At 67.0% G+C, this 12,664-nt stretch carries 8 protein-coding genes and 1 pseudogene; 2 read left to right on the top strand and 7 right to left on the bottom strand.

Annotated features, from left to right (window positions below; translation table 11 throughout):
- Window positions 1-177: 177 nt before the first annotated feature.
- From FHT08_RS05190 to rraA, 3 genes are all read right to left on the bottom strand, one after another.
- On the bottom strand, window positions 178-1,443 hold the full coding sequence (locus FHT08_RS05190; RefSeq protein WP_166774477.1) for a cation:proton antiporter: 1,266 nt from the start codon (window positions 1,441-1,443) through the stop codon (window positions 178-180).
- A 323-nt stretch (window positions 1,444-1,766) separates the two neighbouring features.
- Window positions 1,767-3,362: a serine hydrolase gene (locus tag FHT08_RS05185; RefSeq protein ID WP_166774476.1), complete on the bottom strand. Its 1,596-nt coding sequence runs from the start codon at window positions 3,360-3,362 to the stop codon at window positions 1,767-1,769.
- A gap of 23 nt (window positions 3,363-3,385) precedes the next feature.
- On the bottom strand, window positions 3,386-3,886 hold the full coding sequence (gene rraA / locus FHT08_RS05180; RefSeq protein WP_119128482.1) for a ribonuclease E activity regulator RraA: 501 nt from the start codon (window positions 3,884-3,886) through the stop codon (window positions 3,386-3,388).
- A gap of 275 nt (window positions 3,887-4,161) precedes the next feature.
- Here rraA and FHT08_RS05175 point away from each other — a divergent pair, with 275 nt between their 5' ends.
- Together FHT08_RS05175 and FHT08_RS05170 are read left to right on the top strand one after the other, a co-directional pair.
- Window positions 4,162-4,995 (top strand): DUF72 domain-containing protein, encoded by an 834-nt coding sequence (locus FHT08_RS05175; protein ID WP_104535845.1) that lies wholly within the window; start codon window positions 4,162-4,164, stop codon window positions 4,993-4,995.
- A gap of 37 nt (window positions 4,996-5,032) precedes the next feature.
- Entirely contained in the window at window positions 5,033-5,980 is a 948-nt protein-coding gene (locus FHT08_RS05170; RefSeq protein WP_104535846.1) for a DMT family transporter, read from the top strand.
- Between the two features lie 88 nt (window positions 5,981-6,068).
- Here FHT08_RS05170 and FHT08_RS05165 read toward each other — a convergent pair.
- The 4 genes and pseudogenes from FHT08_RS05165 to FHT08_RS05150 all read right to left on the bottom strand — a co-directional run bounded on the left by FHT08_RS05165 (window position 6,069) and on the right by FHT08_RS05150 (window position 12,644).
- A pseudogene (locus tag FHT08_RS05165) lies at window positions 6,069-7,135 on the bottom strand (sensor domain-containing diguanylate cyclase).
- A gap of 125 nt (window positions 7,136-7,260) precedes the next feature.
- The gene (locus FHT08_RS05160; RefSeq protein WP_104535847.1) at window positions 7,261-7,983 is read right to left on the bottom strand and encodes a pseudouridine synthase; all 723 of its coding nucleotides are present in this window, start codon (window positions 7,981-7,983) and stop codon (window positions 7,261-7,263) included.
- Between the two features lie 48 nt (window positions 7,984-8,031).
- A complete protein-coding gene (locus tag FHT08_RS05155) occupies window positions 8,032-10,437 on the bottom strand; it encodes an EAL domain-containing protein (protein WP_104535848.1) in 2,406 nt (801 codons plus the stop codon).
- 272 nt (window positions 10,438-10,709) lie between these two features.
- Window positions 10,710-12,644, bottom strand: coding sequence for a DEAD/DEAH box helicase (locus FHT08_RS05150; RefSeq protein WP_166774475.1), 1,935 nt, complete (start codon window positions 12,642-12,644; stop codon window positions 10,710-10,712).
- Between the last annotated feature and the right edge of the window lie 20 nt (window positions 12,645-12,664).

Below are 12,664 nucleotides of genomic sequence, written 5' to 3'. Positions count from 1 at the left end.
CGCACGGTGCCCGGATGCTGCACGGATGCCCGCAAGCCGCGCGACGCCGCGCACGCCAGCGCGCGGGGCGCCGTGTATCGCAGCAGGCATCGAGGCGCCTGGATGCGACCACCATCGCGGCGCAGGCGTCAGACGACAGCAGCGCCTGCCCGCATCGGTGGAATCGATGGCAGCGCCTCAGCGCTGCTGCAGGCTCGGCACCGCATCGGTCACGTTGCGATGGCGCCGCATGATCCAGTTGAACAGCGGCGTGGCCATCAAGGTCGAGAGGATCGCCATCAGCACCAGCACCGAGAACAGGCCTTGTTCGATCACCCCGGCCTGCAGGCCGATATTGATGATGATCAGCTCCATCAGGCCACGTGCATTCATCAGCGAGCCGATCGCCATCGCATCGCGGTTGTTCTCGCCGGTGGCACGCGCCGCGGCCCAGCAGGCCACGCCCTTGCCGATGAACGATGCGGCCAGGATCGCCACGCCTGCCAGCATGATCTGCGGCTGCAGCAGCACGCTGAGCTGGGTCTTGAGGCCGGAATAGGTGAAGAACAGCGGCAGCAGCAATACCACCACGAACGGCTGCAGCATCTCGCGCAGTTTTTCGGTCAGCGCACCCCTGGGCAGGCAGACGCCCAGCAGGAAGCCGCCAAACACGGCGTGGATGCCGATCGCATCCATTGCCCACGCGCTCAGGCAGAACAGCATCAACACCACCGCGAGCACACCGTTGCCGAGCGGCTGGTTCGGCACCACGTAGGCGTCCAGGCGGCGCAGCAGATGCCGGCCGACAAAGATCATGAACAATGCATAGGCCACCCCGCCGCCGATGGCCAGATAGGCACTACCCCAACTGCCGCCAAAGCTCGCCAGCACCACGGCAAGAATGCACCAGGCCGCCGCATCGTCGAACGCACCTGCAGTCAGTGCCAGCGTGCCCAACGGGCTATTGGTCAGACCGCGCTCGTGGATGATGCGCGCCAGCATCGGGAACGCGGTGATCGCGATGGCCGCCCCCAGGAACAGCGAGGCCTCCATCAACTTGGCCTTTTCCGAAAACAGGCCGCCGACGTTGATCAACCACGGACACATGGCAAAGGCCAATGCAAACGGCACCGCGATACCGGCCATCGACACGCTCATCGCACTGCGATAGCGCGCGCGGAAATGGTCCCCGCGGAAGTCGGTACCGACCAGGAACATGTACAGGCCCACGCCGAACTGCGCGAACACGTACAGCACATCCATGGTCTGCCTGGGAAACAAGGCTGCCTGCGTCGCAGGTGCCAGCACGCCGAACAGCGACGGCCCCAGCATCACCCCGGCGATCATCTCGCCCACCACCTGCGGCTGGCCGATCCGCCTGGCCAGCAGCCCCACCAGACGACAGGCCAGCAGGATCGCGGCGGCCTGCAGGAAGAAGTACACCGACATCTGCGGAGTGGTCATGCGTTCGGCGACATCCCTGAGAAGTGCGCGGATCATAACGAGCCGTGTCGGTGGGCGATAGCCATCGTGCAGCTGGCACGCAGGCCTTGGCGGAGCGAGGCTGGAGTCATCGTCACGGTTGGCCCGGACGACACGTGGCCGATGCGCCGAGCCCGGTTGCGCAAGTCCGCACTGATCAGACCATGCGCGGTGTGCGCGGCTGCGGCGCCGATGGCGCCCCACCGCCAGGCCATCGGTGCGCACGGCGCCGGCGCTGCAGCACAGGCGGCCGGCCACGCACGCTCGGTGCAGTGGCGATGGCCGCCGCAAGGATCAGCGAGGCATCACTTCTGCGTCGGCTGCGCTGCCGCCACCGGCGTCAACACCAGATCCTGGAAATCGAAGCTGAAATCGGTCAGCGGCGACACCGCCTCCATCCGCATCTCGCGCACCGCGCCATCCGGGGTCAGCGCGAAATTGACGAAGGCATCGGCATTCAAGGAGCGGTCGTCCCAGCGCACGATGAAGCTGTCGTGCTGCCAATGCTCCAGCGTGCCGATCAATTGCGCGGTCCTGGAAAACTGCAGACGCAGGCGCTTGCCGTCCTGACGGATCACCACATCGCCGTACCACGGGTCGCGATAGGTCGCCGCATAGCTGCGCAACGGCAGCGACGGCGTGGAGCGCGCTGCACGTGCGTCCAGATGCTTCTTCCAGCTGGTGTCCGCATCGCCATCGGCCTTGGCCACGGCCTTGGCATAGGCGGCGGTCCAATCGGTGGCCGGCACCTGCAGGAACGCATCCAGCACCTGCAGGGTCACTGCATTGAAGGCCGCGCCGACTTCCTGGTTGGTCAACACCACCACGCCCAGTTGCTGGTCGGGCACCAGCGTCAGCCGCGACACCATGCCCGGCCAGCCGCCGGTGTGCCAGACCAGCCGATGGCCGCGGTAATCGCTCAGGCTCCAGCCTTCGCCGTAGCCGGAAAAATTGGGCCGTGCTGCCGCCAGCTCCGGCACGGCCGGTTCGGCAATCGCGATCGGCGTGATCATCGACCACATGTCCTGCTGCCGCCTGGCACTGAACAGCCGGCTGCCATCCGGCAGCACGCCGCCGGCCAGTTGCACCTTCATCCACAGCGCCATGTCGTGCGCGCTGGCATAGATGCCGCCGGCACCGGAATTGTTGGACCAGGTCAGTGGCGCGACGGTGCGCAGCTCGGTGAAGTCGTACTTGGCATGGCCCACCGCCGCGTTGTCGCCCGGCTGCAGATGGTCGGCATTGAAGCGCGTGCCGCGCATGCCGACCGGAGCGAAGATGCGTTGCTGCAGGAACGCCGCATAGCTCTGCCCGGAGACCTGCTCGATCACCTTCTGCGCCACCGCGTACAAGATGTTGTCGTAGGCGTAGCGATCGCGGAAACCGCCCTTCAACGGCACCTTGGACAGGCGCTGCACCACCTCGTCGGTGCTGTAGCTGGTGGTCGGCCAGAACAGCAGGTCGCCCGCGCCCAGACTCAGGCCGCTGCGGTGCGCGAGCAGATCGCGCAGGCGCATCTCGCCGCTGACGTACGGGTCGGACATGCGGAACCACGGCAGGTGATCGATGACCTTATCGTCGAGCGAGAGCTTGCCCTCGTCGGCCAGGATCGACAGCGACGCGGCAGTGAAGGCCTTGGTGTTGGAGGCGATCGCGAACAGCGTATCGGCCTGCACCGGCGCAGGCTTGCCGATCTCGCGCACGCCGTAGCCGCGCTCCAGCACCACCTGCCCATCCTTGACGATGGCCACCGCAATGCCGGGCACATCGAACTGCTCGCGCACGCGCTCCATCTGCGCGTCGAACTGCTGCATGCCGGCGGGAAGCTCGGCCGCCCGCGTCGTCGCCACCACGCTTGCCAGCATCAGCACGCCTCCACTCAGCCATCGGTTCACGGTCACTGTCCCAGGTCCTCGCATGTCGCTCAGATCGATCCGCCCGCACTGTCCAGCGACAGCGGCAGCGGTGCCACCAACACGCCGTTGCCATCGGCATACAGCCAATGGCCGGGCACGAAGGCCACGCCGGCAAAATTCACCGGCACATCCACATCGCCCAGATCGCGCCGCTCGGTGCGGCGCGGGCAGGCGCCCAGCGCCAGCACGCCCAGCGGCAGCGTGGCCAGGATCTCCACATCGCGCACGCAGCCGTGGATCAACACGCCGGCCCAGCCGTTGGCGAGCGCCTGTGCGGCGATCTGGTCGCCGAGCAGGGCATGTTTCAACGAGCCCTGCCCGTCCACCACCAGCACCCGTCCGTCGCCGGGCGTGGCGGCCAGTTCGCGCACGCGCGAGTTGTCCTCGAAACAGCGCACGGTGACGATCGGCCCGGAGAATGCCGCACGTGCGCCATAGGAGCGGAACACCGGTTCGGCGATGCTCACCTCGGGAAAGCGGTCACACAGATCGGGCGTGGTCCAGGTCATCGCTGCGGTCCGGAAGAGGCGATCTGCGATGGTAGCGGCATGGCCGCGTCCGTGTAAGCCGCCGATCGCCGGCTGGCCGGGCTGCGCCTGCATCGGTGTGCACAATGCCTACATGCCGCCCCGCGCCAACAGCCGCGCCTGCCTGGCAGTGTGCGCGAGCGTCTTGGCAGCTGCCCCACTTCGCTGCGCAGCTGCGGGGCTATCATCTGGGCGGCCTGCCACATGTGCGCGTATCCGACATGCCGGGGGGCGCTCACGCCAACGTGGAATCGCTCATGACCGATCTGTTCGCTGCCACCCCGCCCGCGCTCGATGGCATCCACGTCGGTATCGGCGGCTGGGTGTATGCGCCTTGGCGGGCGGGGATGTTCTATCCGCAAGGGCTGGTGCAGCGCCGCGAGCTGGAATACGCAAGCCGCCACGTCACCGCCATCGAGATCAACGGCACGTATTACGGAACGCAGAAACCGGCGACCTACGCGAAGTGGCGCGACCAGGTACCGCCCGGGTTCGTCTTCTCGGCCAAGGCACCGCGCCGCATTACCCAGTCGCGCAAACTGGCCGGCACGCAGCCGCAGGTGGACGACTTCATCGGCGGTATTGTCGAGCTCGGCGACACGCTGGGGCCGCTGGTGTGGCAGTTCGAACAAGGGCATCGGCTGCAGGCCGACGACCTGGACGCCTTTTTGTCGTTGCTGCCCAAACGCGCCGGCAAGCGCGTGCTGCGCCATGTGCTGGAAATCCGCGACCACGACGCGGTGGATGCGTCGCTGCTGGCACTGGTGCGCCGGCATGGAGTGGCCACGGTATTCACCGATTCGGACGAGCATCCGTCCTTTGCCGATCTGTCCACCGACTTCGTCTATGCACGCCTGATGCGCAGCCAGGCGCGCCTGGCTGCCGGTTACCCGGCGCCGGCACTGGGGCAGTGGGCCGAGCGCATCCAGGCCTGGCAGCGCGGCGACGATCCGGCGGATCTGCCGCATATCGACGCGTCGACGCACGTCGCGGCCATGCCGCGCGAGGTGTTCGTGTTTTTCATCAGTGCCGCCAAGGAGCGCAATCCGGCTGCGGCAATGGCGTTGTTGCAGCAATTGGGTTCGCGCTAGCACAGGCGTTGCGTCGCGTCTTCGGCGACAATGGCGCATGCCCACGACCGACCTGCGCAAGGCGCAACTGCAAATCCATTTCTGCGTCCTGCTCTGGGGCATCACCGCGATCCTGGGCAAGCTGATCACGCTGCCTGCGCTGCCACTGGTGTGGTGGCGCATGTTGATCGTGGTGGTGGCGCTGGCGCTGTTGCCGCGCGTGTGGCGTGGACTGCGCGGCTTGTCCGGGCGCGTGGTGCTGGGTTATTGCGGCATCGGCGCGTTGGTGGCCCTGCACTGGCTGACCTTCTACGGCGCGATCAAGCTGGCCAATGCCTCGGTGGCCGCGACCTGCATTGCGCTGGCCCCGGTGTTCACCGCAGTGATCGAGCCATGGGTGACGCAGCGCCCTTTCCGCCCGCGCGAATTGCTGTTCGGCCTGGCGGTGCTGCCCGGCGTGGCCCTGGTGGTCGGCGGGGTGCCCGATGGCATGCGTGCCGGGGTGGTGGTCGGCGCGATTTCGGCGGTGTTCGTCGGCCTGTTCGGCTCGCTCAACAAGCGCATGGTGGCGCATGCCGACCCGCTCACCGTCACCGCGCTGGAACTGGGCGCCGGCACGCTGACCCTGACCGTGCTGGCGCCGGCCATGCCATTGGTGCTGCCGTCGCTGCACGGCGCGCTGCTGATCGTTCCCAGCCTGCACGACGGCGTCCTGCTGCTGGTGCTTTCGCTGGTTTGCACCTTGCTGCCGTTTGCGCTGGCGCTGGTGGCACTGCGCCATCTCAGCGCCTACTCGGTGCAACTGGTGACCAATCTCGAACCGGTCTACGCCATCTTGCTGGCAATCGTCCTGCTCGGCGAGCAACGTGAGCTGACCCTACAGTTCTATCTCGGCGTGGCGATCATTCTCGGCGCGGTGTTCCTGCATCCGGTGCTGGAACGCCGACGCAGGATCGTGCATCCGGAACTGCTCGGCACTGCCGAGGCGAAGAACATCGTCGACTGACCGCACGGCACAACCAACAACCGTCGTCGTAGGAGCGGCCCAGGCCGCGACCGGCCCTATCGATGACGCACCCGCGTGCGCACGCCACCTACCCCAACGCCACCACCTGGTCGCGCCCGCCACGCTTGGCCGCATACAGGGCCTGATCGGCACGCTTGATCACCGCCTCCACGCTTTCCTGCGGATGCAGCGTGGCCACGCCGATGCTCACCGTCACCGGCAGCGCGATCGTCATCACCGCCACGCTCTGGCGCAGGTATTCGCACTGCACCCGTGCCTGCAGCAAATCCACATTGGGCAGCAGCAGCACGAATTCCTCGCCACCGTAACGCGCAATGGTGCCGGCACCGGCCACATGCGCGCGCAACAATGCCGACAGTTCGCGCAGCACCACATCGCCCTGGTCGTGCCCATGCACGTCGTTGACGGTCTTGAAGTGATCCACGTCCAGCAACGCCACCGACAACGGCTGGCCTGCCGCACGTGTCTGGTCCATGGCCGCAGCCAAGGCCACTGCAAACGCGCGTCGATTGGGCAAGCCGGTCAGCGGATCGGTACGGGGCTGCTCGACCAGATCGGCATTCAACGCATCCATTTGCGCGTAGTAACCGGCCAGTTGCTGCTCGTACCATTCGCGCTCATGCAGTTGCTGCCGCAGGCGCTTGCCGGCCAGACGCAGTTCCAGCAGATGCGCGGCCTGGCGCGACAATGCCTGCAAGGCGGCGCGCTGCTCGTCGCGCAGATGCGCCGGCGTCTGGTCGAAGACGCATAACGAGCCCAGCGCCATGCCCGCGCTGGTCACCAACGGCGCGCCGGCGTAGAAGCGCACCGCAGAACTGCCGGTCACCATCGGGTTGTCGTGGAAGCGCGGGTCGAGCAAGGTGTCGTCGACCATCATCACTTCGTCCGGGCGCAGGATCGCATGCGCGCAGAACGAGATGTCGCGCGATGCTTCGCCGCGCGGTGCGCCATGTGCGGACTTGAACCATTGCCGCTGTTCGTCCACCAGCACCACCGCCGCCATCTGCGTCTCGCACAGCGTGGACGCAATCATGGTGAGGTCGTCGAAGGCACGTTCGGGCGGCGAATCCAGCACCTCGTACTGACGCAGCGCTGCGAGCCGGCTTCGTTGTCCGGCAATGTCGGTTTGATCACTCTGCCCGCTCCCCAGCTGGCTGTCAGCGTCGGAAAGTATGACCGAGCCGGCCATGCGCGGCCATCGGCTTGCGCATGCAGCCGACGCACCGTGCCGCTGGTTCAGCCCAGTGTGCCCGAACAGCTCACCAGTCGGCGCGCTGCGGTAGCAATCCGCGCAATTCCGCATCGCTGAGATTGCGCCACTGCCCGGGCTTGAGCGCGGCCAGCTTGATGTTGTCGATGCGCACCCGGCGCAGCTGGGTCACGCGGTAGCCGAATTCGGCGGACATCAGGCGGATCTGCCGATTCAAACCCTGCTCCAGCACGATGCGGAAGCCGAACTTGGCGATGCGCGCGGTGCGGCACGGCAACGTGGTCTCGTTGTGGATGCGCACGCCGCGCGCCATGCCACGCAGGAATTCGTCGGTAACCGGCTTGTTGACCGCCACCAGATATTCCTTCTGGTGGCGATTTTCCGCGCGCAGGATCTCGTTGACGATGTTGCCGTTGCTGGTCATCAGGATCAGCCCCTCGGACTCCTTGTCGAGCCGGCCGACCGGGAAGATGCGCTGCTCGTGGCCGACGAACTCGACGATATTGCCCTTGACCGAACTCTCGGTGGTGCAGGTGATGCCCACCGGCTTGTTGAGCGCGATGTAGACATGCTTGCGGCCACCGGGCTTGCCGGCGGCGCGCGTGCGCAGCGGCTGGCCGTCCACCAGCACGGTGTCTTCCTCGCCCACCACCGCACCGGTGCCGGCAGCCACGCCATTGACGGTGACCCGGCGTTCGCCGATCAGGCGATCGGCCTCGCGGCGGGAGCAGAAGCCGGTTTCGGCGATGTATTTGTTGAGTCGGGTCGTCATCGGCCGATTATCGGCGATTTGGAGCGGCGCGCGTGCACCAATCTGCGATCAGGACAGCGCCAACAGCGGTTGCCCGGCATGCAGCAGCTCGTCCAGCGGGCATGGCCGATGCAGGCTGAAACCCTGCACCTGGCCGACACCGGCCTCGCGCAGACCGGGAATGTCCGCCTCCGACTCCACGCCCTCGGCCACCACTTCGATCCCCAGCGCCAGGCCTACCTGCGCGATCGAATGCACTGCCGCACGGTCCACCGCGTCATGCGCGTAATTGCGCACGAAGCCGCAATCGATCTTGAGAACATCCACGGTGAATTGCTTGAGATAGCCGAACGAGGCCAGGCCGCTGCCGAAATCGTCCAGCGCCACATGGCAGCCGCGCGCGCGCACGCTCTGCACGAAGCGCTGCGCATGCTCCAGATCGCCGATGACGGCGGTCTCGGTGATCTCCATGCACAGCTTGGGCACCAGGCCGGGGTAGCGTTCGAACAAGGACCACACGAAATCGAGAAAGTCCGGCTGCGCGATCGACTGTGCAGACAGATTGACGTGGCACAGGTCCAGCATGGCCACATGCATCGGATTGGCCGCCAGCTGCGCGCACAGCGTTTCCAGCACATGCACATCGACCATGCGTCCCAGGCCGTAGCGCTCCACCGCAGGCAGAAATTCGCCCGGACTCAGCACCCGCCCGTCGCGCGCGCGCATGCGCACCAGCACTTCGTACTGCAGGCGTTGCGGATCGCTCAACACCTGGATCTTCTGCGCATACAACAGCAGGCGGTCTTCGGCGAGCGCCTGCTGCACCGCGCTGATCCAGCCGCCGTCGTGGCGGCGCCGTGCCAGGGCCAGATCGCTTTCGCCGAAACAGCGGATCCGGTTGCGCCCCTCTTCCTTGGCCGCATAGCAGGCCAGATCGGCGGCGGTCATCAAGGCATTGACGTCGCTGGCGCCCTGGCGGATTTCCACCACGCCGAAGCTGCAACTCGGCGTCAGCGGCCGTCCACCCCGATGGCTCCACGGCTGGCCCAGCACCGCATGCATGCGCTCGAGCAGGGTCCGCGCCTGCACCAGATCGGTATTGGCCAGCAGGATCGCAAATTCGTCGCCACCCAGCCGCCCCAGCCAGTCGCCGGAGCGCAACTGCATGGTGATCACGTCGGCGAAGTGGCACAGGAATTTATCGCCCACCGCATGCCCGAAGGTGTCGTTGACCAGCTTGAAGTGATCCAGGTCGACGAAACACAGCGCGTGGCACAGCTGCGGCGATTGCGGCGGCTCGATCAGGCGAAATAGCCGGCGTTCGATCTCACGGCGGTTGATCAGGCCGGTCAAGGCATCGTGACGCGCGTGGAAGGCGACTTCGTCGGCCAGCTCGTGCGCATGCGAGACGTCTTCGATCACCGCCAGTACCAGGGTCGGCTCCTCCGGGCCGGGCTCCACCAGCGACGCGCTCCAGCGCCCCCACATCACCCCGCCATCGGCGCGCAGAAAGCGTCGCTCGCCGGTCTGCAGCAGCGTCGGCCAGTCGACCAGGCCGCGGCTGTCCAGCGCGATGTCGTCCGGATGCATCACCTCGGCCAGCGTGCAGGTCTGCAGTTCCTCCGGCCGGTAGCGCAGGATGTTGGCCATCGCGGCATTGGCGTCGAGCACTCGGCCGCGCAGGTCGAACTTGACCATGCCCAGCGCCGCCTGCTCGAACGCGGTGCGAAAGCGTCCCTCGTGCGAGAGCAGATAATTGCGGATGCGGCGCATCGCCAGCACGCAGGTGGTCAGCACCAGCAACAAGGTCGCCAGGCTGCAGGTCACCATCACGTCGTGCAGCAGCCGCGCGCAACCGACCAGCAGCGCCTGGAACTGCGCCGCATCGCTGCGCATGCGGCCGTCGAGCAGATGCAGCTCGTCGCGCAAGGCCTGCAACGCGCGCGGATCCGGCCGGCTGGTGGCCTGCACGGATGCGGCCCGGTCGGCCAGGGCGCTCAGCTGCGACAGGTCGGCATCGGTGTGTTTCCATATCGCGATGGCATCGCCCAGATACGGAAGGACATGGCCGTAGCGATACAGCCGCACCATTTGCGGCATGTCCTCACGGGCATTGCGGCCGGCGGCCAGCCCGGCATATACCGCAGTCCGGTCGATCACCGGCTGCTCGACCGCCTCGCGTGCCGCGCGGTCGCCGAGCGGCACGTCCAGTGCGCGGCAGGCGGCCTGCAGGTCGGCCGGATCGCCGCTACCCAGATAGCGCTCCAGCCAGTATGCCGACTCCTGCTGGGCATTGGACCAGTGGCTCTGGCCGACGATCCAGGCCATTGCCCCGGACTGGATCTCGATCACCAGCGCCGAGAGCGCCGCCATGCTGACGGCCATGCCGATCAACAAGGCCAAGGGAAGCGTCAGCCAGCCGCGCATCAGGTGCATGGTCCGCCTATTGCTCTTGCCGCCCGCCTTCTGCGCCATCGTCTTCCTCGACCCCTGCCGCCGCCCAATGCGATTGATGCGCCCGGTGGGCGCCTGAAGGCAGTAACGGCCGCAACGGCGCAGGCTGTATGGCAGCGCCCGCTTGGACGCGATCGAGGCAGGAACTTAGCTCGGCTAACGCGATGCCACCGGCAATCTCCGCCATGTCGGCACGTGACGCCTGCATGCCGATATGCACCAACTGGCATAACGACTGCAGCGACCGGCCGCGTGGGCCGGACGACCGCACGCAACCGGATTGTCAGCGGCGCTTACTCGCCGCGGGGCTTGGGCGGGCCCTTGCGATGCGGCGCGCCGGCGCGGTCCATCGGACGGTTCGGGCCATTCGGGCGGCCGGACGGCCTGCCCCCCCGCGGGAAGCGCGGCTTGGACGGCGATGCGGCCGCCTCGCCTTCTTCCAGCTTGCGCATGTTGAGCTGCTGGCCGGACACCCAGACCTTCTTCAGGTGCGTCAGCAGCTCGCGCGGCATGTCGGCCGGCAGGTCCAGGATCGAATAGTCGTCCTGGATGTCGATACGGCCGATGTAGCGGCTTTCCAGGCCGGCTTCGTTGGCGATCGCGCCGACGATGTTGGCCGGTTTCACGCCGTGGGTGTGGCCCACTTCGATGCGGTAGCTCTCCATGCCGAACTCCGGCTCGCCACGCGGGGCAACCGGATCGCGACGCGGACGCTCGGCGCCCGCGCCGTCATCGCCAAACGCCGGACGTTCCGCACGCGGCGGGCGTGCAGCGCGCTCGCCATCGGCACGCGGGCCACGTTCGAACTTCGGCTCGAAGCGCGGACGCTCTCCACGATCGCTGCGGTCGCCGCGCTCGTTGCGCTCGCGCGGTGCTAATTCCTCGCGCGCGCCACGCACCGGCGGGGTCAGCAAAAACGGCGCATCGCCCTGCAGCAACTTGGCCATCGCCGCGGCGATATCGATCGCCGGCACGTTGTTCTCGCCCTCGTAGCGCTGCAGCAGATCGCGATACATGTCGATCTGGCCACCGGCCAGGGTCTCGGTGATGCGGGTCATGAAACGTGCCACGCGGGTATCGTTGACCGCATCCACGCTCGGCAGCTGCATTTCTTCGATCGGCTGACGGGTGGCGCGCTCGATCGAGCGCAGCATGCCCTTTTCGCGCGGGGTGACGAACAGGATCGCGTCGCCGTTGCGGCCGGCACGGCCGGTACGGCCGATGCGGTGCACGTAGCTTTCGGTGTCGTACGGGATGTCGTAGTTCAGCACATGGCTGACCCGCTCCACGTCCAGGCCGCGCGCGGCCACGTCGGTGGCGACCAGGATGTCGAGCTTGCCGTCCTTGAGCTGGGCGATGGTCTTCTCGCGGGCGGCCTGCTGCATGTCGCCATTGATGGCCGCCGCGGCCATGCCGCGTGCCTGCAGCTTCTGCGCCAGCTCTTCGGTGGCGGCCTTGGTGCGCGCGAAGATGATCATGCCGTCGAACGGCTCGACCTCCAGGATGCGGGTCAGCGCGTCCAGCTTGTGCAGGCCGCTCACCCACCAGTAGCGCTGGCGGATATTGGCCGAGGTGGTGGTCTTGGCCGCGATGGTGACTTCGGCCGGGTCCTTGAGATAGGTCTGTGCGATGCGACGGATTGCCGGCGGCATGGTCGCCGAGAACAGCGCCACCTGGCGCTTCTCCGGCAACTTCTTCAGCACCGCTTCGACGTCGTCGATGAAGCCCATGCGCAGCATTTCGTCGGCTTCGTCCAGCACCAGCGTCTTGAGCTGGGACAGGTCGAGCGTGCCGCGGTCCAGGTGATCGATCACGCGGCCTGGAGTGCCGACCACCACATGCACGCCGCGCTTGAGCGCGCTCAGCTGCTGTGCGTAGGGCTGGCCGCCGTAGACCGGCAGCACGCGGAAGCCGGGAATGGCCTCGGCATATTTCTGGAACGCCTCGGCGACCTGGATGGCCAGCTCGCGGGTCGGGGCCAGCACCAGCGCCTGCGGCTTGAGCTGGTTGAGGTCGGCATTGGACAGCACCGGCAGCGCGAACGCGGCGGTCTTGCCGGTGCCGGTCTGCGCCTGGCCGAGCACGTCGCGACCGGACAGCAGCGCAGGAATGGTGGCGGCCTGGATCGGCGACGGCGACTCGTAACCGACGGCGGCAACCGCCTTCATCACAGCGTCTGAGAGGCCGAGGTCTGCAAACAGCAGCGGCGCGGGAGATTCTTGGGTCATTGGGTAACTCCGGAGGCGCC

This window comes from Xanthomonas sp. CFBP 8151, from assembly GCF_011761885.1.
GTDB classification, from domain to species: Bacteria; Pseudomonadota; Gammaproteobacteria; order Xanthomonadales; family Xanthomonadaceae; genus Xanthomonas; species Xanthomonas arboricola_B.
This window is presented reverse-complemented; position numbering and strand designations above follow the sequence as displayed.

Bases quoted from the DNA above. Each gene is read 5' to 3' on its own strand.
- FHT08_RS05190 (WP_166774477.1), bottom strand. From the start codon at position 1,443: ATGACCACTCCGCAGATGTCGGTGTACTTCTTCCTGCAGGCCGCCGCG.
- rraA (WP_119128482.1), bottom strand. From the start codon at position 3,886: ATGACCTGGACCACGCCCGATCTGTGTGACCGCTTTCCCGAGGTGAGC.
- FHT08_RS05175 (WP_104535845.1), top strand. From the start codon at position 4,162: ATGACCGATCTGTTCGCTGCCACCCCGCCCGCGCTCGATGGCATCCAC.
- FHT08_RS05170 (WP_104535846.1), top strand. From the start codon at position 5,033: ATGCCCACGACCGACCTGCGCAAGGCGCAACTGCAAATCCATTTCTGC.
- FHT08_RS05160 (WP_104535847.1), bottom strand. From the start codon at position 7,983: ATGACGACCCGACTCAACAAATACATCGCCGAAACCGGCTTCTGCTCC.
- FHT08_RS05155 (WP_104535848.1), bottom strand. From the start codon at position 10,437: ATGGCGCAGAAGGCGGGCGGCAAGAGCAATAGGCGGACCATGCACCTG.
- FHT08_RS05150 (WP_166774475.1), bottom strand. From the start codon at position 12,644: ATGACCCAAGAATCTCCCGCGCCGCTGCTGTTTGCAGACCTCGGCCTC.